General features: G+C 47.2%; 19 protein-coding genes. 9 read left to right on the top strand and 10 right to left on the bottom strand.

What is annotated here, in order from left to right:
* Positions 1–34 precede the first annotated feature (34 nt).
* From HMPREF1534_RS20325 to HMPREF1534_RS10475, 3 genes are all read left to right on the top strand, one after another.
* A complete protein-coding gene (locus tag HMPREF1534_RS20325) occupies positions 35–208 on the top strand; it encodes a hypothetical protein (protein WP_154653394.1) in 174 nt (57 codons plus the stop codon).
* Between the two features lie 54 nt (positions 209–262).
* On the top strand, positions 263–712 hold the full coding sequence (locus HMPREF1534_RS10470) for an HU family DNA-binding protein (protein ID WP_005939718.1): 450 nt from the start codon (positions 263–265) through the stop codon (positions 710–712).
* A 295-nt stretch (positions 713–1,007) separates the two neighbouring features.
* Complete coding sequence (locus HMPREF1534_RS10475; protein ID WP_005939715.1) at positions 1,008–1,454, top strand: N-acetylmuramoyl-L-alanine amidase; 447 nt, start codon at positions 1,008–1,010, stop codon at positions 1,452–1,454.
* Between the two features lie 119 nt (positions 1,455–1,573).
* Here HMPREF1534_RS10475 and HMPREF1534_RS10480 read toward each other — a convergent pair whose 3' ends face one another.
* From HMPREF1534_RS10480 to HMPREF1534_RS10490, 3 genes are read right to left on the bottom strand one after another with little or no spacing between them, the layout of a single operon-like run.
* Entirely contained in the window at positions 1,574–3,961 is a 2,388-nt protein-coding gene (locus HMPREF1534_RS10480) for a GumC family protein (RefSeq protein ID WP_005939713.1), read from the bottom strand.
* 17 nt (positions 3,962–3,978) lie between these two features.
* The gene (locus HMPREF1534_RS10485) at positions 3,979–4,770 is read right to left on the bottom strand and encodes a polysaccharide biosynthesis/export family protein (protein WP_005939710.1); all 792 of its coding nucleotides are present in this window, start codon (positions 4,768–4,770) and stop codon (positions 3,979–3,981) included.
* Between the two features lie 34 nt (positions 4,771–4,804).
* Positions 4,805–6,208, bottom strand: coding sequence for an undecaprenyl-phosphate glucose phosphotransferase (locus HMPREF1534_RS10490; protein WP_005939707.1), 1,404 nt, complete (start codon positions 6,206–6,208; stop codon positions 4,805–4,807).
* A gap of 384 nt (positions 6,209–6,592) precedes the next feature.
* Between HMPREF1534_RS10490 and HMPREF1534_RS10495 the strand changes: the two genes are divergently transcribed.
* The gene (locus tag HMPREF1534_RS10495; protein ID WP_005939701.1) at positions 6,593–8,191 is read left to right on the top strand and encodes an aspartate:alanine exchanger family transporter; all 1,599 of its coding nucleotides are present in this window, start codon (positions 6,593–6,595) and stop codon (positions 8,189–8,191) included.
* Between the two features lie 20 nt (positions 8,192–8,211).
* Positions 8,212–10,434 (top strand): DUF5703 domain-containing protein, encoded by a 2,223-nt coding sequence (locus HMPREF1534_RS10500; protein WP_005939698.1) that lies wholly within the window; start codon positions 8,212–8,214, stop codon positions 10,432–10,434.
* Positions 10,435–10,462: 28 nt separating this feature from the next.
* Here HMPREF1534_RS10500 and HMPREF1534_RS10505 read toward each other — a convergent pair whose 3' ends face one another.
* The 4 genes from HMPREF1534_RS10505 to HMPREF1534_RS0118955 form a co-directional block, all read right to left on the bottom strand.
* Positions 10,463–11,836 carry an efflux transporter outer membrane subunit gene (locus HMPREF1534_RS10505; protein ID WP_005939695.1) on the bottom strand — a complete coding sequence of 458 codons (1,374 nt, stop codon included), beginning with the start codon at positions 11,834–11,836 and terminating at the stop codon, positions 10,463–10,465.
* 13 nt (positions 11,837–11,849) lie between these two features.
* A complete protein-coding gene (locus HMPREF1534_RS10510) occupies positions 11,850–14,948 on the bottom strand; it encodes an efflux RND transporter permease subunit (protein ID WP_005939691.1) in 3,099 nt (1,032 codons plus the stop codon).
* A 37-nt stretch (positions 14,949–14,985) separates the two neighbouring features.
* The gene (locus HMPREF1534_RS10515; RefSeq protein WP_005939687.1) at positions 14,986–16,176 is read right to left on the bottom strand and encodes an efflux RND transporter periplasmic adaptor subunit; all 1,191 of its coding nucleotides are present in this window, start codon (positions 16,174–16,176) and stop codon (positions 14,986–14,988) included.
* A 262-nt stretch (positions 16,177–16,438) separates the two neighbouring features.
* Positions 16,439–16,774, bottom strand: coding sequence for a nitrous oxide-stimulated promoter family protein (locus HMPREF1534_RS0118955; protein WP_018452500.1), 336 nt, complete (start codon positions 16,772–16,774; stop codon positions 16,439–16,441).
* Between the two features lie 95 nt (positions 16,775–16,869).
* On the opposite strand from HMPREF1534_RS0118955, the gene HMPREF1534_RS10520 reads away from it, so the two are divergent.
* Complete coding sequence (locus tag HMPREF1534_RS10520) at positions 16,870–18,240, top strand: MATE family efflux transporter (RefSeq protein WP_005939681.1); 1,371 nt, start codon at positions 16,870–16,872, stop codon at positions 18,238–18,240.
* On the opposite strand, the gene HMPREF1534_RS10525 is transcribed toward HMPREF1534_RS10520, so the two are convergent.
* Positions 18,194–19,858, bottom strand: coding sequence for an RluA family pseudouridine synthase (locus HMPREF1534_RS10525; protein ID WP_005939678.1), 1,665 nt, complete (start codon positions 19,856–19,858; stop codon positions 18,194–18,196). The two genes, HMPREF1534_RS10520 and HMPREF1534_RS10525, sit on opposite strands and share 47 nt — an antisense overlap.
* Positions 19,859–20,026: 168 nt before the next feature.
* On the opposite strand from HMPREF1534_RS10525, the gene HMPREF1534_RS10530 reads away from it, so the two are divergent.
* The gene (locus HMPREF1534_RS10530) at positions 20,027–20,233 is read left to right on the top strand and encodes a hypothetical protein (protein ID WP_025066756.1); all 207 of its coding nucleotides are present in this window, start codon (positions 20,027–20,029) and stop codon (positions 20,231–20,233) included.
* Positions 20,234–20,396: 163 nt separating this feature from the next.
* Positions 20,397–20,870 carry an arsenate-mycothiol transferase ArsC gene (locus tag HMPREF1534_RS10535; RefSeq protein WP_025066757.1) on the top strand — a complete coding sequence of 158 codons (474 nt, stop codon included), beginning with the start codon at positions 20,397–20,399 and terminating at the stop codon, positions 20,868–20,870.
* Positions 20,871–20,873: 3 nt separating this feature from the next.
* Here HMPREF1534_RS10535 and HMPREF1534_RS10540 read toward each other — a convergent pair whose 3' ends face one another.
* Positions 20,874–21,185 (bottom strand): MGMT family protein, encoded by a 312-nt coding sequence (locus tag HMPREF1534_RS10540; protein WP_005939666.1) that lies wholly within the window; start codon positions 21,183–21,185, stop codon positions 20,874–20,876.
* 96 nt (positions 21,186–21,281) lie between these two features.
* Here HMPREF1534_RS10540 and HMPREF1534_RS10545 point away from each other — a divergent pair, with 96 nt between their 5' ends.
* A complete protein-coding gene (locus tag HMPREF1534_RS10545) occupies positions 21,282–21,746 on the top strand; it encodes a MaoC family dehydratase (protein WP_005939663.1) in 465 nt (154 codons plus the stop codon).
* A 138-nt stretch (positions 21,747–21,884) separates the two neighbouring features.
* On the opposite strand, the gene HMPREF1534_RS10550 is transcribed toward HMPREF1534_RS10545, so the two are convergent.
* Positions 21,885–22,271, bottom strand: coding sequence for a VOC family protein (locus HMPREF1534_RS10550; protein ID WP_005939659.1), 387 nt, complete (start codon positions 22,269–22,271; stop codon positions 21,885–21,887).
* Positions 22,272–23,482: the final 1,211 nt, after the last annotated feature.

Raw genomic sequence — 23,482 nt, 5'->3', positions numbered from 1 at the left:
TGTGTTTCTATAACGGACAAAGATAATGATTTATATGGAAAAGGCATTCGGTGCAGTCTGTTTTTTTAAGAGTGAGGTTGATGTTTCTCAAATACTCTTGCTGAAAGCAAGTTTTCAAGACCATTCGTTACCTTTCTCCACCAATTCCGACGAAGCCCGACAATGGCTTCTCTCACCGTCGTATCTTTGTCATGTAATCACAGAGTAACCGGTGCTTGAGATTTCGAAGTTATAAGTATAAATCATTAAAAATTAGAAGATTATGTCAAAGTCAGTATCTTATTCGGTCGTACCCCGTAAAAACCCGCAGGAACCCGAAGCGGGAGTACGTTTCTATGCCCAGGCTCAGGCCAGCGGCGATGTCACAGTCCGCGAGATGTCGGAACGAATTCAGAGAACCTGTACCGTGACACGTGCTGATGTGGCGGCAGTGCTCACGGCGTTGGAAGATGTGATTGTGGAGGCGCTGAGTGCAGGCGAGATTGTGCGTCTGGCGGATTTGGGCACGTTTCAGATTGGTGTGAGCGGCAAGGGGGCCGATTCGGAAGACAAGTATGATGTTTCCATGATTAACAAGGCGCGTATCAATTTCCGTCCCGGACTGGCGTTGAGCGGCATGCTGACGGCGCTGTCGTTCAGCAAGGTGAACAAGCTGCCTAAGAAGGAGGAGAAGAAGCCTGAAGAGGAAGTCTCCGGTGTAAACGAGGGCTAACCTCTGAGGGTGTGTCAAAACTGAACCGGTCTGTCAAATCGTCAACTGTAGGGGGAGGGGTTGCCTGCCCTTACCAACGGTCACGACCTTGGGAGTAATACACAAACAAGCTGTTTGGAGTAGGCGAACCTCGTCTCTACCGATGAAATGATAGCATTATAAACGTTTTGGCACATCCCTAAAAAAAGTTTCGGAATAGAGTTTTAATTGTTTTAAAAAGGAGGAAATATGAAAAACTTGATTATTAAGATTCTGGAGTGCATCATGCTGCTCCTCAGAGCCAAGAGAAGAAAGAATGAGAGAGATTAACCTGATTGTAGTCCACTGTTCCGCCACACGTGCGGACAGGGACTTTACTGAAAACGACTTGGAGGTGTGTCATCGGCATCGCGGATTCAATGGGGCGGGTTATCATTTCTATATCCGCAAGAATGGGGATATTAAGAATACGCGCCCCCTAGAGAAGCCGGGAGCACATGCGCTGGGCTACAATGCGTACAGCATCGGTATTTGTTATGAAGGCGGACTGGATGTCCGTTATCGTCCCGCAGATACGCGTACCGAATGGCAGAAACACTCTTTGAGGGTGCTTATCCGAACGTTGTTGATGGATTATCCCGGCTGCCGGGTGTGCGGACACCGGGATTTGAGTCCCGACCGCAACGGCGACGGACGCATCAGCCCCGAAGAGTGGGTGAAGGAATGTCCCTGTTTTGAGGTGACAAGTAAATTGTATGAGTAAAATATTTATATGATTTATCCGTAGATAAATGAAAATCCCTTCCCTTTGTGTTAAATAATTAACATTTTGGGGAAGGGATTTCTAGTTGTCTATTATGTAACTAAAAAATGAAGTATTATTTATTTACTTTTTTCATCGTATCCGTAACCGTAGCCATAGGTTCTACCATAGCCGTATTTGCCATACGTGCCGTATCCGTACTTTCCGGTTTTGATGTTTACATCATTGATGATGGTGCACAGGTTGGGCAACTTCTTATGGTCTCTCAGTTCGTTGATGAACAGATAGCCTGCTTTGGGTGTATAACCGGCACGGCATACGTAAATACTCATGTCTGCCACGCGCGAAATCAGTTGGGTGTCGGTCACCATACCGATGGGAGCGGTATCGAGTATCACATAGTCGAATTCCTTTTTCAACCGGTCGACAGCCTGTACCAGCGAGTCGCGTGCCACCAGTTCGGTCGGGTTGGGAGGGATGGCACCGCCGGGCAGGATGTACAGGTTGGGGGTGACATTGGACTGTTGCAGCAACGACATCAGGTCGGTGTGTTCCGGGTCGGCAAGGTAACGGGTGATACCGTCTTCCTTATGCGACATCTGGAAGGCTTTGTTCAGTTCCGGCTTGCGGATATCCAGCCCCACGATGACCACTTTCTTGCCCAGCAGGGCAAAGCTGATGGCAAGGTTGGCAGCCACAAATGATTTTCCTTCGCCACTGGTGGTAGAAGTGATTAACACCACCTTCTGATTGCTGCCCAACATATACTGCACGTTGGTACGGACATTGCGGAAGGTTTCGGCCATCATATCGTTCTGATTTTCGCGTACCACCACCGAACCTTCTTTCGGCATATTGTCTGATGCGGGAATATCGCCGATGATGGGTACGGTAGTCAGTTTCTCTACGTCCGAACGGTCTTCTATCTTGTATCTCAGCAGTTCGATGATATAAATGATGCCCACCGGGATGGCGATTCCCAAGACGAAGGCAATCAGGTAGATGAGTTTGCCTTTGGGAGAGACGGGGAACAGCCCTGCCTGTGCTTCGTCCACGATACGGGCGTTGTTGGCGGTAGAAGCCAGCGTAATGGCGTTCTCTTCGCGTTTCTGCAACAGCATGAGGTACAGTCCCGCCTTGATTTCCTGTTGGCGCGAGATGCTCACCAACTGGCGTTCCTGACCCGGTGCGCTGGTGATTCGTCCGGCGTATTTTCCTGCCTGGCGTTCAAGGTCGGCTTTGGTAATCATCAATCCTTTCTGCACACTCAGGATGGTGGTCTGCACGTTGCTGCGCATGGCACGGATGCTGGCGTCCAGGTTCACCACCACGGGGTTGCTTTCCGATGAGGTGCGGAGGAGACGTTTGCGCTCCAGCAGCATTTCGTTGTAGCGGTTGATGAGTTCGGTCAGGCCGGTGTCTGTCAGACCCACGTTGACCGGCAATACCTCGTAGGCATGGTCGGGGTTATTGGCATACTCTGACAGGAATTGCACCAGACGGAGCTGGGTGCTGTTTTCGGCACGTTTCTTTTCGTATTCGGAGTTTTCGCTGAGTGCCAGTTGAGCGTCACTCTTCAGGTCGGTCAGTCCGGCATCTCGCTTGAAGGTTTCCAGCTCTTTTTCGGTGGTTCCCAGCTCTCCGTTGATGATTTTGATACGCTCGTCGATGAATTCGGCAGTCTTGCTTGCCACTTCGTTCTTATCGTCGTTGGCATCACGGTTATAGATTTCTATCAGCTTGTTGATGAAGTCTACGCCGCGTTGGGGACTGGTATTCTGTAAAGTGATTTGGGCAATGGTTGTGGTCTTGGAGGTCGGTTCCACGGAAAGCGCATTGGCATATCCGTTTGCCATGATGCGCGGAGCTGCCACGGTGACGGTGATTTCCTGTTCCTTTTCAACGATTGCCGAGTCGCCGGGAGTAAAGCTGAACGTACCGTAAGGGGTAGTGAGCAGGGCAGGAAGTTTGTTGAAATCCTGTTTGAATTCCTGTTCGTCTATTTCCGTGCTGACACTCAGCTTTCCTCCGGGTTTCAGTACCACTTCAAGCACTGCTGCGCCATTGGGCAGTTTTTCTGCCTCTTCGGGGGTGAGCCACACTTTTACCGGTGTGTCTTTGTAAAGCTCTACAGGGCGGAGGTTCTCACGGGTTCTGTAGTTGATATACAGGTCCAGTTCCTCCACTACTTTTTTCAGCAGGGTGCGTGAGTGCAGCACTTCCACTTCATTGTCGAAGTTGTTGGTAGACGAGTAAAAACCGAGATCTTCCAAATCGGCCAGTCCGGTGCTGACACTGTTGTTTTTCTTGTTGTCTTTGATAATGACAGAGCCGGTAATGCTGTACACCGGTGTGGTGTAGTGCAGATAAATCCATCCTCCTATCAGGCATACCACAATACTGGCAACAAACCATTTCCAGTGGATGAGGTATTTGAAGAAGAGGGCTTTGTAGTCTACCTGTTCTTCTTGTTCGGTATAAAGTTCGTCGTATAAATTTTCTTTCATAATGAAATCGGGTTGTTTTATCGGGAAATAGTAACAATAAGGCTGGCAAGCGACACGAGTGTACCCACTACGGAGAACCAGATGGTGGTACTGTTACTGATGCCGGCGTTTTTGGCCTTGGTCTTATTGGGAGTGACGTAAATCACATCGTTCTGCTGCAAGTAATAATAAGGAGACAGTATAATGCTTGCGTCGTTCAGGTTCAGGGGGATGATTTCACGGTGTCCCTGTGCATCTTCACGGATGAGTTTCACGTTATCGCGTTGTCCGTAAATGGTCATATCGCCTGCCATGGCGAGTGCCTCAAACAGGTTTACTTTCTCGTTGCTGATAACGAAGCTGCCGGGGTTGGTCACTTCTCCCATGACGGAAATTTTATAGTTGGCCATGCGTACATTGACGATGGGCACCTCCGTGATGTAGGTTTTCAGTTTCTCTCTGATGAGGTTCTCGGCTTCGCTTTTGGTCAGTCCGCCGATGTGCAGGATGCCCAGTACGGGGAAGTCGATATTGCCTTTGTTGTCTACCAGATATTGCTGCAATACGGGCTGGTTTGTCAGGTTCTTGTTTTGATTACTGAGGGTAGTGGCTACGATCAGGTTGAATGGTGCTGCTGTTTCCGGATCCGTAGTATTGACTGTGATGGTCAGCAAGTCCTTGGGCATGATGCGGGCATCATAGAGGGGGGGATTCTGGCCGGAAGTGTCCAGATACTCGGATGCTTGCAAGTATGGAACTTGTTTGTAGGCGGAACAGCTTGCCAATACGAGGGCAAGAAGAACCAGCAAGGCATAATTCGTTTTTTTCATTTGTCTATTCGTTTTTTTATATTTTGTCTTTTGGTTAATAAGCTTGTTTGTCTTTGTGAAGCGCATTTGCCACGGTTTTATAGATGATGTAGAGGTCGAGCATGAATGTCCAGTGTTCCATGTACCAGATGTCTGCTTTTACACGTCCTTCCATTTGACTCAGTTCGCGGGTCTCCCCACGGAAACCTGTCACTTGTGCCCAGCCTGTGATGCCCGGTTTGATAAAGTGGCGCACCATATATTTATTGATAAGCTGCGAGTATTCTGCCGTATGTTTCAGCATGTGGGGGCGGGGACCGACAATGGACATATCGCCCAGCAGCACGTTGATGAATTGGGGAAGCTCGTCAATGTTGGTCTTGCGCATAAAGTTGCCGAACTTTGTCTTGCGGGGGTCGTTTAGCGTAGCCTGTATCTTGTCCGCATCTTTGTTCACTTTCATCGAACGGAATTTGTAACACCAGAATTCTTTGCCGTTCAGTCCGTTTCTTTTTTGTTTGAAGAAGATGGGGCCCGGCGAGGTAATCTTAATCACTGCGCTGACTATCAGGAAAATGACAGGGAACAGGGTGCAGAGGAATAAGAGTGAGAAAAAGAAGTCGAAGGTGCGCTTTACCAGCCTGTTTTCAAAACTGCTGAGAGGCTCTTCGTGCAACCGCAGGATAGGCACACTGCCTATCAGACCGAAGCTCATGCGGTGGTGAAGGTAGTTGCGCACATTGGGTACACTGTAGAAATGTACCAGATTGTTTTCGCAATAATTGATGACCGGCAGAATGCAATTGCCCATCGAGGATGGAAGACTGCAATAAAGCTGCTCCACATGATGCTGTTTCAAGTAGTCGATGGTTTCTTCGGGCTTGCCCAGATAAGGACAGGAGGCCGGGAAATTTTCGTTGGGTACGGAATCGAAATAACCGATTACACGATATCCGCTGGTGGGGTCGTTGGTCATCTCATGATAAAGTTCCGTCATATTTTCTGTACTTCCCATATAGACTGCCGTGCGTGAGTTGCCTCCGTGTTTTCTGTATATTTTGACGCAGGAACGGAAAGTCAGCCGGTAGCAAATGAGACAAAGGGTGAACAACAGATAAAAAAGGATAAAAAAGGAATGGGAGTATTGACCGAAATCTGCCAGCGTGAAAGTAGTCATGGACAGCAATATGAAATAAAACATATTGAGCAGGCTGTGTTGCACAACCTGGTCGGCACGTACGCCGCGACGGTGCAGGATGATGCCTCTCGAAATGGTGCAGGCAAAATAGCACAAACTGAAAAGAACCAAAATCTGAGGCAATGTTCCGTCAAATACTTTTTGTTCTGAATGTGTCGTCCATATGAAGTACAATGAGACGAAAAGGATATTCAGAATAGCTAAATCCCCAATAATGACTGCCGATTTTAAGGCTTTGTTAAATCTTTGAATCTGTATCATAATTTCACTCTTTTAAAATCCTTTTCCGTAATGTTTCTTGAAGGTCGTTCGGGTGGCTTTTACATGATGTTAGATAATAGTTTTTGTCGAAAGATGCCTCGGAGATTCTGACTTTACCGTTGGTATAACTTTCTTTACGGGGGCAAAATTACATATTAATAATACAATAATCAAATTTTTGATTTAGTTTTTTTATATAAATGTTAATGTTTGGATAATATTAAAAAATATTCTTTAGTACTTGAAAAATATAGAAAAAGTCTTGTATTATAAAAGAGAACGGTGTTTTTATTTCATCGAAATTCAATTTATTCATGAATAAACGCTTGGAAGGCATTTGCTTTTTTACTTATCTTTGCAATTAGAAACTAACCATATAAAAACATGTTAATAGACCTATTAAAATCCTCTTATTTTTCGCTCTTCCTCATTGTGGCGTTGGGCTTTATGTTGGGAAGAATCAAGATTAAAGGGCTGTCGCTGGATGTGTCGGCCGTTATTTTCATCGCGTTGTTGTTCGGACATTTCGGTGTGATTATTCCCAAGGAGTTAGGAAACTTCGGTCTGGTGTTGTTTATCTTTACGATTGGTATACAGGCAGGCCCGGGATTTTTCGATTCTTTCAGGAGTAAGGGAAAGACACTGATTATCCTGACCGTACTCATTATTCTGTCGGCCGGACTGACGGCAGTGGGACTGAAATATGCGTTTGACATAGATACGCCCAGTGTGGTGGGCCTGATAGCGGGGGCATTGACCAGTACTCCGGGACTTGCGGTGGCTATCGACAGCACAAATTCGCCTTTGGCTTCCATTGCCTATGGTATCGCTTATCCGTTTGGTGTCATCGGTGTGATTTTGTTTGTGAAGTTGTTGCCGAAGATTATGCATGTGGATTTGGACAAGGAGGCGCGCAGGCTGGAAGCGGAGCGTCGCGGCAGTTTCCCCGAGCTGGGTACTTGCATCTTCCGTGTGACAAACCGTGCCGTATTCGGACGCACGCTGGCACAGATCAATGCGCGTGCCATGACAGGGGCAGTGGTGTCACGTGTGAAGCATGAAGAAAAAATTCTGATGCCGACAGCCGGAACGCTGTTGCAGGAAGGAGATTATGTGCAGGCGGTGGGCAGCGAAGAGTCGTTGCAGCAGTTTGCGGTGCTGGTGGGCGAACGCCGGGAAGGGGAGTTGCCGCTGGACCATACACAAGAGATAGAGTCATTGTTACTGACTAAGAAAGATATGATAAACAAGCAGTTGGGCGATTTGAACCTGCAACGAAATTTCAGTTGTACGGTAACTCGTATTCGCCGAAGCGGTATCGATCTTTCTCCGTCGCCCGAACTGGAACTGAAGTTTGGTGACAAACTGATGGTGGTAGGCGAGAAGGAAGGACTGAGAGGCGTGGCACGCTTGCTTGGTAACAATGCCAAGCAGCTGTCCGATACGGACTTTTTCCCTATTGCCATGGGTATCGTGCTGGGCGTGTTGTTCGGCAAACTGAATCTTTCTTTCCCCGGCGGGCTTTCTTTTTCTCCGGGATTGACGGGAGGCGTGTTGATGGTGGCATTGGTGCTGAGTGCCGTAGGTAAGACAGGACCTGTCTTGTGGTCGATGTCCGGACCTGCCAACCAGTTATTGCGCCAATTGGGTTTACTGCTGTTCCTGGCAGAAGTGGGAACATCGGCAGGAAAGAACCTCGTGGCTACGTTTGAAGAAAGCGGTATGCTGCTGTTCGGAGTGGGAGCAGCCATTACCCTTGTACCTATGTTGGTAGCCGTTTTGGTGGGACGATTGGTGTTTAACATCAGTCTGTTGGACTTGTTGGGTACCATTACGGGCGGTATGACGAGTACACCGGGACTTGCCGCCGCCGATTCGATGGTGGACAGCAATATTCCGAGTGTGGCATACGCTACGGTATATCCGATTGCCATGGTGGTGCTGATACTCTTTATCCAGATTATCGCTTCTGCGGTATACTAGGAGATAAATAAAAATAAGATATGAAGGTTTTTTTTACGTTATTGTTTGTCTGGCTCCTCGGAAGTACGGCCTTGTGGGGACAGCCTGCCGATGTGGTATGGAACAGTCAGAGCCGGAATTCATCCGGCTCCATGCCTTGTGGCGGAGGAGATATCGGTATGAATGTGTGGGTAGAGGATGATGATGTCTTCTTCTATTTGTGTCGCAGCGGTTCGTTTGATGAGAACAACACGCTGCTGAAGCAGGGACGTTTCCGTATCCGGCTTACCCCCAATCCGTTTGCCGGCAGGAGTGATTTCCGCCAGACGCTTCATCTGGAAGACGGATATGTGTCCGTCACTACTCCGGTGGGGCAGATGCATATTTGGGCGGATGTGTTCCATCCTGTGGTGCATGTGGAGGTGGAAACCAAGGAAGTGACCTCCATGCGTGTCAGTTATGAAAGTTGGAGAACGGCAGACCGGGTGATGAGTCGCGAGGAAGGACTACAATGTTCTTATGCGGGAGAGTGGCCCGGAACGGTGGTCACCACACACGATTCCATCCTGGTAGGAGAAGAGAACCTGACTTTTTTTCATCGAAATGCCTCGCATACCGTTGTCGATGCTGTCATAAAGCAGCAAGGCCTGGAAAGCGAGGCTTTTCATTTATATAACCCGTTGAGAAATCTGATATTCGGAGGCCGCATTGCGGGTGATTTGATATTCAGCGGCACACGCCGGGGGCATTACTGCGGAACGGAGTATGAGGCATGGACATATAAAAGCAGGAAACCTGCCAACAGACAGTCTTTCAGAATCACCTTGCATGCGGTACAGACTCCTGTTGTGTCCGATTGGGAAGCCGGACTGGAGAAAACGGAAAAGGAACTGCATGCGGCAAAGGACAAAGAGGCGAGCCGCCGATGGTGGAATGAGTTCTGGCAGCGCAGTTTCGTGCGGGCGGAAGGAGAAGCGGCTCGTGCGGCACGCAACTATGATTTGTATCGCTATATGGCAGCTTGTAATGCATTCGGACAATGGCCGGCGAAGCCCGACGGAGGGCTGTTTACGTTCGATCCTTCGACAATGGGAGGTGAATCGCAACTCACACCCGACTACCGAAGGGGAGGGGCGGGTACGCTGACGGCACACGAGATGGCACTGGTATATTGGCCGATGCTGAAAAACGGAGATACCGACCTGATGAAACCCCTGTTTGAGTGTTATCGCCGTCTGCTGCCCACGGCGCAACTCCGTTCGCAGGTGTATTGGGGATATTCCGGGGCTTGTTTCAGTGAAGAGACGGAAAACTTCGGCTTGGTGAATCCGGCGGCGTACGGACTGAACCGTCCCGAAGGCTTTGATAAAGGGAGGGAATATCATCCTTCTTCGGAGTATGAATGGGACGGTGTGCTGGAGACGTGCCGCATGGTGCTGGACGCTGTAAGCTATGACAGTATGGACATCAGCCGCTACATTCCCCTGATAGAGAGTTCGCTGAACTTCTTTGATGTTTATTATCGCGGCACGGCTGCCCGCCGGGGATACAGCGATTTGGACGGAAAAGGCAAGCTGGTTCTGTATCCGGCTTCGGCAGGGGCAACCTATAAGATGGCATATAATCCGTCGTCGACCATTGCCGCACTCTGTTCGGTGCTGGAGGCCTACGGACGTAAACCCGATATGCTGGCGCGTATTCCTTCCATTCCTTTGCGGACGGAGGAAGGAAAAGAGAGGATTCTTCCGGCTGAGGTGTGGGAACGGACAGGTGAGGCAGGTACGCCCCAGTTGCTCCCTGTCTTTCCGTGGAGAATATACGGAGTGGGCAGGGAAGGATTGGAAACAGCCCGTAATACGTATCTGTTTGACAGGGATGTGCAGAAGTGTCGTGCGCAGACCGGGGAGAAGCTGGACAATGTGTGGGCTGCCTGCCTGGGACTGACGGAACAGGCGTCCGAGCTGACTTTGAAAAGACTCTCCGACGGTCCTTATCGTTTCCCGGCTTTCCGACAGACTAATGACGCGTGGACGCCTGATTTGAATGAAGGGAATGCCGGTATGATGGGGATGCAGGAGATGCTGTTGCAGGAGGTGAATGGAAAGATTTTGCTTTTTCCGGCATGGCCTCGCGGATGGGATGTGCACTTCAAACTGCATGCTCCGGGGCAGACCACCGTGGAAGCAGAATGGAGAGGAGAAAAACTGGTGAAGCTGACGGTGACTCCCAAAGAGCGGGAAAAAGATGTGGTAAACTGTTTGTAAAGCAGCATAAAAATGAAAGAAGGATGGCTTATTGCCATCCTCCTCCCAAAGCTTTATATAGTCTCACCATGGTGATTTGTTTGTCTCTGACGGCATTGCTCAAGCCAATCTGTGCGTCAAAATAACTACGCTGCGCATCGAGCACATCCAGATAGCCGATTACTCCGTTGATATATTGTAATTGCGCCAGTTCCATGTTTGTTTTGGAAGAGCGTTCCAACTGCAACCGTGATTCATAGATTTCCTTTATCTTGTTGAAGTCGACAATCGCATTACGGGCATCCTTGAAAGCAGTCAGTACGGATTTCTCATAATTGTAACACTCTTGTTCATAAGCGGCCTTTTTAGCCTTTACGATGGCGCGGTTCTTACCCATGGCAAAGATGGGACCGAGCAGATTGGCACTCAGGTAGTGGATGGGTGATTTCAGCAAGTCGGACATCTCTCCGCTTTCCAGCCCGTATTGAGCAGTGAGCGACAATTTCGGAAACATATTGGTATAGGCGATGCCTACAGCGGCATTGGCAGCTATCAGCCTTTGCTCTGCCTGACGCACATCGGGACGGCGTTCCAGCAAAGTGGACGGTAATCCGATGGGAAGACTTTCAGGCAACTTCACTTCATCGGGCATGATGGAACGTTCTATCTGTTTGGGATATTCGCCTGCCAGAAAAGCAATGTCGTTTTCCTTGATGGAGATTTTGCGTTCCAGGTCGGGGACCAATGTGGCAGTACGGGCATATTCCACCTGTGCCTGCTGGTAGGACGTTTCGGAAGTGAGACCGCCTTCAAAACGGATTTTGGCGAGGCGGACACCTTCTTCACGCGCATTTAAGGTTTGCTTGACAATAGCCAGCTCATTATCGAGTGCCACCAGTTCGAAGTAAGCCTGAGCTACTTCTGCTATCAGGCTCATCTTCAGTGCACGCTGTGCCTCTATGCTTCCCAAAAAGTCAGCCATACTTTTGTCTTTTGCCCAGCGGAGGTTACCCCACAAGTCCACTTCCCAGCTGACAGTGGCTTTGGCTCCTGTCTCGGGGTCGTTGCTGTATTTGTCGCCTCCATAATTGGAAGCCTCCTTCTGAGTGTACACACTTCCGTTCAGTTGCGGAAAGAGATTGGCAAAGTCAATTCGTTTCATGGCAGCCAGTTCTTTGACACGGGCGGCAGCCATCTTGATATCTTTGTTGTGCTCCAGTGTCTTGTCTATCAGATTTTGGAGTGTGGTATCGGTATAGATTTCCCACCACTGCATTTCGGCAATGGTGAGCGTATCTTGTTGGGTAGAGTCCAGTTGCTCCGGCAAGTTCAGTTCGGGACGCGTATAGTGTTTCCCTATCTGGCAGGAACTGAATGTGAGTGTTGCCGCAGTTATATATAATAATGTAGATTTCAATTTCATAACTCTTCAATTATTAGCGTTTCATTTTTGCTTTCATCTTATAAATCAGGACAAAGAAGAACGGTACCAGCAAGATACCCACTGTTACGGCGCAAATCATTCCGAAGAATACACCCGTACCGATGGCTTGGCGGCTGGCAGAACCCGGACCGCTGGCGATAACCATCGGCAACATACCGAGGATGAATGCCAGTGAAGTCATCAGGATAGGGCGGAAACGGAGTTCGGAAGCATGCATGGCTGCCTGAACCACATCAACGCCGCGGTCTACTTGTTCCTTGGCAAATTCCACAATCAGGATGGCGTTTTTGGCTGCAAGTCCTACCAGCATCACCAATCCGATTTGGAAGTAAACATCATTTTCCAGTCCGCATCCCCATACGCCGAGGTAAGCGCCCAAGGCAGCTACCGGAAGGGAGAGCAATACGGCAACCGGAACCATCCAGCTTTCGTATAGGGCGGCAAGGAACAGGAATACGAACATGAATACCAGTGTCAGTACCAGACCTGTTTGCCCGCCTGCTTGTTTTTCCTGGAAGGAAAGTCCGCTCCATTCCACTCCGATATTGTCGGGAAGGTGTTCGCGGGCAATTTGTTCCATGATTTCCATAGCCTGACCGGAACTGTATCCGTCGGCAGCCTGGCCCTGAATCACGGCACTGTTGAACATATTGAAACGCTTGATGCTACCCGGACCCGTGGTGTAAGAAGTAGTACCCAGTGAGGTCAGCGGTATCATGGCATTGTCTGCACCGCGCACAAAGAACAGGTTGATGTTCTCTTTATGCTCGCGGTAGGGAGCTTCTGCCTGGATGTACACACGGTAGATACGGTTGAACATGTTAAAGTCATTGACGTATACAGAACCTGTGTATGCCTTCATGGTGGAGAATACATCTGCCAATGGCACACCCGAAAATTTCACTTTATCACGGTCTACATCGAAGTAGAGTTGGGGAATATCTGCTTGGAGGGCAGATGACAATCCCGACAGCTCTTTGCGCTTGGAAGCGTAGTACATCAGCGTATCCGCCGCATTTACCAGATTTTCGAAGGTTGCTTCTCCGCGGGCTTCAAGCTGCATCTCGAAACCGCCCGAGCTACCCAGACCGGGAATCACCGGAGGAGTGGAGAGGTAAACCTTGCACTCGGGATACTCGTTCAGGCTTTTCTTGACTTGTGCCATGACTTCGTCAATGGTCTGCTCGCCGCGTTCTTCCCACGGTTTCAGGATGACTGTGAGTTCGCTGCGTGCCTGGCTGCTTCCCACACGGGGACTGCTTCCTGCCACACTCTGCACATATTCTACGGCAGGTTGTTGCATCAGGTAGTCTACAGCACGTTCCGTTACGATGCGGGTGCGCTCCAGTGTAGCTCCTTCGGGTAATTCCAACTCTATCTTAAAATATCCCTGATCCTCGATGGGGAGGAAGCTGGTGGGGATGATGCGGTGGATGAGCAGGATGGCGATGAGCACAACACCAAAACTGCTGAGTACCCGGCGCGGATGCTTCACAAGGCGTGAAATGATTTTCACATATTTATGGTTGCCGACAGCCAGCCAGTGGTTGATGCGGCGGAACACGACATTCGGTTTCTTGTTGGGGTCCTTAGCCTTCATGATGAGCGAACACATCACCGGGCTCAGGGTCAGCGCCACTACGGTAGAGAGCAATACGGACACAACGATGGTCACGGTGAACTGGCGGTAGAGCTGTCCGGTGATACCTCCCAAGAAGCTGACCGGGACGAATACCGCAGCCAATACCAGTGAAGTGGCGATGATGGCGCCTGTCAGTCCTTCCATTGCTTTCTTGGTGGCCTCATAGGGAGACAGGTGCTCTTCTTCCATGATGCGTTCCACGTTTTCCACCACCACGATGGCATCGTCTACCACAATACCGATGGCAAGTACCAGCCCCAGCAAAGTAAGTATGTTCAGCGAGAAGCCAAAGATCAGCATAAAGCCGAAAGTACCGATCAGCGAGATAGGCACGGCAACCAGCGGGATGACTGTTGCACGCCAGTTCTGCAAAGAGAGGAATACCACGGCGATAACCAGTATCAGGGCCTCGAACAAGGTCTTGTATACCTCGTGGATAGACTCTGAAATATAGGTGGTCATATCGAAAGGAATTTCATAGCTCATCCCTTCGGGGAAGTTGCTGCTGATTTCTTCCATTGCCTCTTTTACTTTCTGGGCTACTTCCATGGCATTGGCTCCCGGCAGCATATAGATGCCTAATACGGCAGCATTTCCATTGTTGATGGCACTTTCCGTGTTGTAGGACTGTGCTTCGAGCGAGATGCGTGCTACATCGCGCAAACGGATGATGGAACCGTCGGCATTGGCGCGGACAACGATTTCCTCAAACTGGCTGACGGTGGACAGACGACCTTGTGTGGTGATGGGGATGGTAACATCCAAGCCTTGTACAGGCTGTTGTCCCAATACACCGGCTGCCGATTCGCGGTTCTGGTCTTTCAAGGCATTTTGCAGGTCGGCTACGGTCAGACCGAAGTTAGCCAGCTTGTCGGGCTGTACCCAAATCTGCATGGCATAGTAACGGCTACCGATGTTTGATACACGTCCCACACCGGGAATACGACGGATCAGGTCAAGCACATTCAGGGTAGCGAAGTTACTCAGGTAGATTTCGTCAAACTTAGGGTCGGTCGAGGTGAGGCAGATGGTCATCAACTGGCTGGCTGCCTGTTTTTCCACCGAGATGCCGTTTTGAATCACTTCGGCAGGAAGGCGCGATTCGGCCAGCTTGATACGATTCTGGATTTCTACGGCTGCCAAGTCGGGATCGGCTGAGATATCGAAAGTGACGGTAGCCGAGAAACCTCCCGAGTTAGAACTGTTTGACTCCATGTAAAGCATGCCCGGGGTACCGTTCAGCTCCTGTTCGATGGGAGTGGCAACCGCCTGCGATACGGTCAGGGCGCTTGCACCCGGATAAGAGGCGCTGATTTTGACCACCGGCGGAGTGATTTGCGGGTATTGGTCGATGGGGAGCATCGTAAGTCCGATGATACCCACGATGACAATCAATATAGAGATGACAGCCGAGAATACGGGTCTGTCTATAAAGAAACTTACTTTCATAATGTTTTTTTATTTGGAATGTGTAACTTCCCTTCTTTTACAGGGTTTCTTCCGGCTTTTTGTCTTCTGCGGCATCACTGACTTTGACTTTCATGCCCGGATTTAATTTGTGGTATCCTTCGGTAACAATCATTTCCCCGGCAGCGATACCTCTTTCTACCACTACATTGTTTTGGAATTCGGGGCCGAGTTCGACAAAACGTCTCTCTACAGTGGAGTCTTTGCGCATGACATAAATATAGGCTCCGCCTTTTTCGATAATAACAGATTTCAGAGGAACGACATCGGCATTTTCTCTTACGTCAAGCAGAAGTTTTACTTTGGTAAACTGTCCCGGAAGCAGTACACGTTCGGGGTTGGGCATCTCGGCACGAACGGAGAATGTACCGGTACGGGGGTCTACCTGCGGTTCGGCAAAGTCTACCAGTCCCTTGAAAGGATAGACGGTGTTGTCGGCCAGTGTGATAGTGATATTGGGCTGCCATGAACGGGTAGAGTCTTTACGGCCGAGCTCTACGTTGCGCTCTTTACTCTTCAGATAGTCGAGAGCGGTCATGCTGAAATCCACAAGTACTGTGTCACTCTTTACGACAGTGGCCAAAAGAGATTTGGCACCCGGACCGACCAGTGTTCCGAGGTCGACATGGCGTTCACTGATGTGACCTGCCAGCGGAGAACGGACGATGGTATAGCCTAACTCCTGCTCGGCTTGGTCGAGGTCTGCCTGACTCATGGCAACAGAGGCTTCGGCCGTTTCAAAAGCAGCGATGGCATTATCCAAATCCAACTGGCTGGCAGCGTTCTGCTCATATAGCGGGCGGATACGCTCCAAGTCACGTTTGGCTTTCAATGCCTGTGCTTCATCCTTCTTCAACTGAGCACGTGCTTTGTCGGCTTTGGCACGATATTGTTCCTGATTAATAACAAAAAGTACTTGATTTTTTGTGACATAAGTTCCTTCGGCAAAAAGCATCTGTTCGAGGTAACCTTCTACACGGGCACGTACTTCGACAAACTGTTGGGCACGTATACGACCTACATACTCACCATAGATTTCAACGTCTTCACGTGTGACCGGTTCTATGGCTACTACCGGGGTTTCCTGTTGGTGCGCCGGCCGACGCGATACTATAAAATAAATACCTAATACTAGTCCAATACCTATGACTGCAATTGCTGTTCTCTTTTTTTTCAGCTTGATTTCTTTGTGTGTAAAAAAATGTCTCATACCTTAATTTGTTAATGTTAAGATGCCACAAACAGAACTACAAGCAGCGTGCCACGGGACTACTCAGTATTTTTCTTTATTCATAATCAGAGGTTTAGGCATTGAACAGCCGATGAATAAAATGTGGAATTGGTGCTACATGTGTAGAAAAAATCCACAATCGTCCTGTCATTCAAATAAAGAAAATCTAGTCTTGCTTTTGTGGTAAACTTAATTTCGCTGCAAAATTAATAAAATGATTGCTAATATGAAATATCTTGAGCTAGTTTGTGTGAGTAAAGAAGAGATGGCCTGTTTCTTCCATCAAATGTCGGATAGCCGCAATGGGGTGATAAAGAAGCATGCGGGGACCTGCATAACGCATTACGCTTTGCATTCGTTGTCGCATTTCGGGCTTGTAGCAGTGGACGGTACATAAACGGCAGGTGGATTTTTTTTCTCCGAAAGGACAATGCTCCAGACGGGCATGGGCATATTTTAGTAAATCCTGACAAGCGGGGCACAACTCCCGGTTTCTTTCCTTCCTTTTGCAATAGAGGCGAATCATCAGTTCTACTATTTTCTTTTCGCGGGTGATGCGGCTCTTGATATGTGTCATGTAATTGAGGTTGTCTGTTTAAATGTGGTTACAAAAATACATATAATTGTGGAATATCATCTATCTTTACGCACGATTTACAATACTTATACTTTATGGCAACTTCTAAAGAGATGACATCAGGGCGGCCGTTTCCTTTGATTTTTAATTTTGCACTGCCGTTATTATTGGGAAATTTGCTTCAGCAGACTTATTCATTGGTGGATGCTGCGATTGTCGGACAGTTTTTGGGTATAAATGATTTGGCTGCTGTGGGAGCCGGTACTTCGGTGGTTTTTCTGATTCTTGGCTTTTGCAACGGCTGCTGTGGGGGATTCGGCATTCCGGTGGCACAGAAGTTCGGTGCGAGGGATTACGGCACGATGCGGCGGCTGGTGTCGGTCAGTCTGCAACTAGCCGTAGTAATGTCGGTTGTGATAGCGATTGTTACCAGTCTATTCTGTGCAGATATTCTGAAGGTGATGCGTACTCCTGAAACAATTTTCCGAAATGCGTATTATTATCTGCTTGTGACTTTTATAGGAGTGCCCTGCACGTTCTTTTATAACTTATTATCCAGTATTATCAGGGCATTGGGCGATAGTAAAACACCTTTTTGGTTTCTGTTGTTTTCCACAGTACTGAATGTGTTGCTTGATTTGTTTTGTATCCTTGTTTTGGATTGGGGAGTAACAGGTGCTGCCATTGCTACGGTCATTTCACAAGGAGTGTCGGCGGGATTGTGTTACTTCTATATGATGCGTAAGTTTGAAATACTGAAAACTACTGTTGCCGAACGTAAGTTTCAAACGTCACTGGCTCGTACCTTATTATATATCGGTGTGCCGATGGGGTTGCAGTTCTCCATAACCGCCATTGGCAGCATCATGCTTCAAAGCGCTAACAATGCATTAGGTACAGCATGTGTAGCGGCATTCACGGCGGCCATGCGTATCAAGATGTTCTGTATGTGTCCGTTGGAGAGTCTGGGTATCGCAATGGCAACGTATAGCGGGCAGAACTATGGGGCAGGAAAGCCTGAGCGAATCTGGGCGGGTATCAAGGCTAGCGGATGGATGATGTTGGTTTACTGCGCTTTTGTGTTTGTGGTACTCCTGTTGGGAGCAAAGACCTTTGCCTTGCTATTTGTAGAAGCATCCGAACTGGAGATTCTGAAAGATACGGAACTGTTTTTGCATATATCGGTAATCTTCTTTCCAGTATTGGGACTGCTTTGCATTCTGCGCTATACCATTCAGGGAGCCGGATACACTAATCTTGCCATGCTTTCGGGGGTATCGGAAATGATTGCCCGCACGCTGGTCAGTCTGTTTGCAGTACCGGCATGGGGATATTTTGCTGTTTGTTTCGGTGATCCGACTGCATGGGTTTTTGCCGACTTGTTCTTGATTCCTGCCTTTATCTATGTATATGGAAAAATCAAACGGATTGTTCCGCCTTCGGTTGGGGTAGCCACTGTTGCGTAAAGTCGGCTTTCACCTCGATAGTTACTTTTTCCTTGCTGACAGGATGGGTAAACTCCAGAGACTCTGCGTGCAGATAAAGTCTGTCGGCCTTGCTGCCGTAGAGTTCGTCGCCTTTGATAGGGCAGTGTAGTCCGAGGGAATGTGCCGAATGAACTCGCAGTTGGTGAGTGCGCCCGGTGAGTGGGTAAAAGGCGACAAGTGTTTGCGATTCTGTTCGGGCAAGCACCCGGTAACGTGTGATGGCAGGCTTTCCATGTTCTTTATCCACTATTTGATGGGGACGATCTAAAGGATTTAGGCATAAGGGAAGATCAATCGTTCCTTCCTCATCAGACACTATGCCTTCCAGAAGAGCGGTATAGCGTTTTTTGATACTGCGGTTGCTGAACTGGGCTTGCAGATTTTGATGTACCTCTTTCGTCTTGGCAATGAGCAGAAGACCTGAGGTGGCCATGTCCAAGCGATGGACTACCAACGGACCGGTGGCATCCGGGTACAGGTGGCGTATGCGACTGTAAACGGAATCGGCTGTTTCTTTTCCGGGCACGGATAACATACCCGCAGGCTTATTGACTATCAATAGATAATCGTCTTCATAGATTATATCGAGCACCGTTGTCCGGTGATTGTCTTCCAGCAATGGATTTTCTTCTACTTCCAGCCCTTGAAGCATGTGACCCAGGATGGGTTCGCACTTTCCTTTGCAAGCCGGATAATAGTGACCGTGATGCCGTATCTCCGCTTTTGGGGAATCGCCCCACCAAAATTCTGCCATAGCCACAGGGCGGTAATGGTGGAAATAGGCGTATTGCAATAGCTTAGGAGCGGCACATTCGCCGGCGCCTGCTGGGGGAATCTTATGGACGGTGTGCGCAAAGATGCTGCACAGATCTTTCACTTCTCCGCGGGCGTTCAGCAAGCGGAATTGTTCAAACAATTGCTGTTGCAAAGTGGCGGAACGGCTTTTGCGTTCATTCTTTAATGCTTCTATTTGAGAAACGTATGTGTCCGTTTCTTTTTGCAAGGAGGATAGGTGTTCTTTCAAACTACGTTCCAAACGCTTCAGTTCGGCCTTTTGAAACTGGCTTTCTCGGATCATGGCAGCCTGTTCGGATTCACTCAGTTGTTCCGTCTGACGGCGGCAGTCGCGCAGTTCTTTGGCAGCCTTCAGTTTGGCTTTGGCTTGTGAAAGGAGTCGGCTGCATCGTGCTGTTTCTTCTTCCAATGCTTGCCGGCATTTCTGATAAGAGGTATCCTCTTCCAGCTCACGTATGCGGTGGTTGATAGCGGAGATATGTTCTTCTTCTTTCTTGAAGAATCCGTCCGGTTGGAGTAAATCGTAGATGGGAGGAACAAAATAAGGATGGATATTTTTTCCGGCCAGAATGCCTGAGAAAGCAGCCAGATAACCGATTTCGCCCTCTGTGGTTTGCACAATCAGTACGCCGAACATTTTGCCTTGCTGCAATTCATCTTGCCATTGAGCCTGATGCTGTAAATAGACTTGTACTTCATCAGCCGCCATCACACACAGGGGGTGAGGGGTGTAATGAAAAGGATAGGTAAACTTGTCCGGCAATGCAATGTGAGCAATGGAGCGGGTGAAATGATGCAGCATATCTGTATTTCGTTATTTTCTATTTTGGGTGCAAAGATGAGTATTTGTGTCGAGATAACAAAAATTAAATTGGAATAATCAATATGCATCCTTTCTTTGTTTATTTTTGTATTACCTGCTCGAGTGGGTAATGAAGTGATGTATAAAAGTTAAATAAAGATGAACAGAATGAGGAAATTATTGTGTCCGCAGTGCAAGATATCCGGTATGTATGTGAAGAATGCTACAGGGGAGAGATTGTTGGTTTATGTATCTGATAAAGGGGAGGTTATTCCTAAGTATGAGGATGTATCGACAGAAGGTTTTGATATGAATGAGGTGTTTTGTTTGGGATGCTCTTGGAGTGGTGATCCACGCAAGTTGGTAAAAAGATAGTGGGATATGGAGATGAAAATTGTGTTTATAGGTAACAGCTATATGACTTATTGGCCGTTCGAAATGTATTTCTTTCACAGGAAGACACATACGGTACGAACATTTATGGCACGGGAATTGTTATAATATATGTAATAGTAAGCATAAAGTAGAGAGTGTTATGATGAATATATTGATAGTCAGTAATAATGATGCTTGTCGTAGCAGAATGGCTATGGAAATATTGACTTCTTTTGGAAGAGGAATGAAAGTCTTTACGGCAGGAGTGTTGCCGGGAAATGGTATTCCTGATACTGTTTTCAGTGTGATGGAACAAAATGGGTATCATTTGTCCCACAAAAAGCCTGTGGATGTGGAGCTGTATTGTCATCAGCCTTGGGATTATGTGGTAACACTTTGTCGGGAAGCGGAAGAAAGCAGGAAAGATTTTGATAATGTGGTGAGAAATTGGAAGCATTTTTTGTATAATGATCCTTTTCAAGCTTATTATAATGACGAGGACTTGGTGGAACAACAGGTGGCTGAAGTATATGATTTGATGCACAGACAACTGTATGAGTTCTACCGGGATGAACTGAGTGAGCAGCTTTTGCCTAGATGCCGGTGTGGAGCCAATACCTATTGCCGTTGTGAATAAGGACTATTCATGGTCTGCCGGTTGCCATTGATGAAGTTTCATGTTTACACAGCCGTTGGCTTTGAGAGTAACTCCTTCTTTCTCTAACAATGCTTTTTGTTCTTGCCATCCTGGAACCAATCTTCCTTGGCTGTTAACAACACGATGGCAGGGGAGGTACCATTCTTTGGGGGCATGAAACATGGCCCAACCTACCATGCGTGCATATTGGGGTTCTCCTGCCAGATAAGCGATTTGTCCGTAAGTCATGACATAGCCGACAGGAATCTCCTTGACAATGCTGTATATTATTTCATAAAATTGAATTCTATCCACTTTATTTTATTTTTAATGAAGAATGAAGACAAAGGTAGTGTTATTTTTACTATTTTTGCCCTTATGTTAAAGAATTAACCTTATAAATAAAGAATAATGGATAAAGTAATAATTAATTCGTATGAAGATTTTGAGAAATTAGTGGGACAGGAAATAGGTGTTTCTGACTATGTGGAAGTTTCTCAAGAACGTATTAACCTTTTTGCCGATGCAACATTGGATCATCAGTGGATTCACGTGGATACAGAACGTGCGAAGGTGGAAAGTCCTTATCATAGCACGATTGTACATGGTTATCTTACCCTTTCTTTGCTTCCGCACATGTGGAATCAGATTATAGAAGTGAATAATTTGAAGATGATGATTAACTATGGAATGGATAAGATGAAGTTCGGCCAGGCTGTCTTGTCGGGACAAAGTATCCGTATGAGAGCAAGCTTGCACTCTTTGCAGAACCTGCGTGGGGTAGCAAAAGCTGAAATCAAATTTACTATCGAGATTAAAGACCAGCCTAAAAAGGCATTGGAAGGTATTGCAATCTTTCTATATTATTTTAAGTAATCACGATTCTCAGGCATGGATTCATACGAATAAATTTACTTTTTTCGTATCATCCGTGCTTGAATAGTATTCATTAGTAAGTTGGATTTTGTTTTGGCACACTTTCCCTGTCCAAAAACTTTTAGAATGCTCTTTTTACTACTTGTAAACACATTCTATCCGATTTCCATCCGGGTCTAGTATTACACTTTCAAAATATCCGTCACCCGATGTTCGGGGCTCGCTTGCAATGATATATCCTTTGGTACGGAGTAATTCCGTGGTTTGGAGTACTTCTTCTTTGCTGTCGAAGGAAAAGGCAAAATGAGTTAGCCCTTGTCTGTTTTCCTCTATAGGGGCATGTTGGATATCTGTGCGGCTCATCAGCTCCAAAGTAGCACCTCCGTTAAAAGAAATAAAATAAGACTCGAATCCCTTTTGAGGATTAATATACTTTTCATTACTTTTCCCTTTAAAATAGGTGGTATAGAATGTTTTTAACTCTTCTAGCCTAAAGGTCCAGATAGCAAGATGATGTATGGTCATAATTAAATTAATATTATTGGATTATTTGTTTTATGGTTTCAAAGGTAATATAAATACTATAATAAGTTATCGTGTGGTGCCTGTTTTTTTAGTTTATTCTTTCTATAAAACAGGATTAAACCGTGAGTATATTTAAGACTTTTCTTGTGTTCGTATACGCGCTTTTAATATAATAATGTATATTCGATTTCCTTCCAGTTTTGTTGTTTTCAAAAAGTCTTTATTCTGTATTGTTGTAAATCAGCATGTTACAAACAAGTTTCAAAAAAGTGTAAGAAAAATCAGATGATATGTTTGGCAGTTATGTTGAAACCGTGTACTTTTGCATCCGCAATCGAGAGAGATGCGGCACTGAAACAGTGTGTGACTGACTTGGTGAGACAAGCGTAGGAGAGTTTCTTCCTTATAAAGGATTCTGCACCCGATATCTTACCTTAGCCGGGCTAAGGGAGCGAGAAGGGATAAGACCTTTTGGAGCATGCAACCAGCCGCCTGAAAAAAAAGTTCAAAAAAACTTTCGAAAACATTTGGTGGTTAAAAATAAATCTCTTACCTTTGCACCCGCTTTTCAAACGAAAGCACATAAAGAAGAGTTCTTTGAAACGATTATAGATAAACAAACAAGTAGTACAAGTCTGCATGTTATATAATATATAATGTGTAGGAAAACAGAAACCGTCAATTATAGATTATTGATAGATTTGGTTCTTGAGCAGATTATCAACTTAAGTGTTGAAAAATAATATTTTTACAATGAAGAGTTTGATCCTGGCTCAGGATGAACGCTAGCTACAGGCTTAACACATGCAAGTCGAGGGGCAGCATGGTCTTAGCTTGCTAAGGCCGATGGCGACCGGCGCACGGGTGAGTAACGCGTATCCAACCTGCCTTACACTCTTGGACAGCCTTCTGAAAGGGAGATTAATACAAGATGTTATCATGAGTAAGCATTTTCGCATGATTAAAGGTTTACCGGTGTAAGATGGGGATGCGTTCCATTAGATAGTAGGCGGGGTAACGGCCCACCTAGTCTTCGATGGATAGGGGTTCTGAGAGGAAGGTCCCCCACATTGGAACTGAGACACGGTCCAAACTCCTACGGGAGGCAGCAGTGAGGAATATTGGTCAATGGACGAGAGTCTGAACCAGCCAAGTAGCGTGAAGGATGAAGGTTCTATGGATTGTAAACTTCTTTTATACGGGAATAAACG

The sequence above is a fragment of the Phocaeicola massiliensis B84634 = Timone 84634 = DSM 17679 = JCM 13223 genome (assembly GCF_000382445.1).
Classification (GTDB): Bacteria; Bacteroidota; Bacteroidia; order Bacteroidales; family Bacteroidaceae; genus Phocaeicola; species Phocaeicola massiliensis.
The sequence above is the reverse complement of the archived record's forward strand: the minus strand, read 5'-3'. Positions and strand labels throughout refer to the sequence as shown.

What these genes read in the sequence shown, in the direction of transcription:
- HMPREF1534_RS20325 (WP_154653394.1), top strand. Translation starts at nt 35, where the DNA reads ATGGAAAAGGCATTCGGTGCAGTCTGTTTTTTTAAGAGTGAGGTTGAT.
- HMPREF1534_RS10470 (WP_005939718.1), top strand. Translation starts at nt 263, where the DNA reads ATGTCAAAGTCAGTATCTTATTCGGTCGTACCCCGTAAAAACCCGCAG.
- HMPREF1534_RS10475 (WP_005939715.1), top strand. Translation starts at nt 1,008, where the DNA reads ATGAGAGAGATTAACCTGATTGTAGTCCACTGTTCCGCCACACGTGCG.
- HMPREF1534_RS10480 (WP_005939713.1), bottom strand. Translation starts at nt 3,961, where the DNA reads ATGAAAGAAAATTTATACGACGAACTTTATACCGAACAAGAAGAACAG.
- HMPREF1534_RS10485 (WP_005939710.1), bottom strand. Translation starts at nt 4,770, where the DNA reads ATGAAAAAAACGAATTATGCCTTGCTGGTTCTTCTTGCCCTCGTATTG.
- HMPREF1534_RS10490 (WP_005939707.1), bottom strand. Translation starts at nt 6,208, where the DNA reads ATGATACAGATTCAAAGATTTAACAAAGCCTTAAAATCGGCAGTCATT.
- HMPREF1534_RS10495 (WP_005939701.1), top strand. Translation starts at nt 6,593, where the DNA reads ATGTTAATAGACCTATTAAAATCCTCTTATTTTTCGCTCTTCCTCATT.
- HMPREF1534_RS10500 (WP_005939698.1), top strand. Translation starts at nt 8,212, where the DNA reads ATGAAGGTTTTTTTTACGTTATTGTTTGTCTGGCTCCTCGGAAGTACG.
- HMPREF1534_RS10505 (WP_005939695.1), bottom strand. Translation starts at nt 11,836, where the DNA reads ATGAAATTGAAATCTACATTATTATATATAACTGCGGCAACACTCACA.
- HMPREF1534_RS10510 (WP_005939691.1), bottom strand. Translation starts at nt 14,948, where the DNA reads ATGAAAGTAAGTTTCTTTATAGACAGACCCGTATTCTCGGCTGTCATC.
- HMPREF1534_RS10515 (WP_005939687.1), bottom strand. Translation starts at nt 16,176, where the DNA reads ATGAGACATTTTTTTACACACAAAGAAATCAAGCTGAAAAAAAAGAGA.
- HMPREF1534_RS0118955 (WP_018452500.1), bottom strand. Translation starts at nt 16,774, where the DNA reads ATGACACATATCAAGAGCCGCATCACCCGCGAAAAGAAAATAGTAGAA.
- HMPREF1534_RS10520 (WP_005939681.1), top strand. Translation starts at nt 16,870, where the DNA reads ATGGCAACTTCTAAAGAGATGACATCAGGGCGGCCGTTTCCTTTGATT.
- HMPREF1534_RS10525 (WP_005939678.1), bottom strand. Translation starts at nt 19,858, where the DNA reads ATGCTGCATCATTTCACCCGCTCCATTGCTCACATTGCATTGCCGGAC.
- HMPREF1534_RS10530 (WP_025066756.1), top strand. Translation starts at nt 20,027, where the DNA reads ATGAGGAAATTATTGTGTCCGCAGTGCAAGATATCCGGTATGTATGTG.
- HMPREF1534_RS10535 (WP_025066757.1), top strand. Translation starts at nt 20,397, where the DNA reads ATGAATATATTGATAGTCAGTAATAATGATGCTTGTCGTAGCAGAATG.
- HMPREF1534_RS10545 (WP_005939663.1), top strand. Translation starts at nt 21,282, where the DNA reads ATGGATAAAGTAATAATTAATTCGTATGAAGATTTTGAGAAATTAGTG.
- HMPREF1534_RS10550 (WP_005939659.1), bottom strand. Translation starts at nt 22,271, where the DNA reads ATGACCATACATCATCTTGCTATCTGGACCTTTAGGCTAGAAGAGTTA.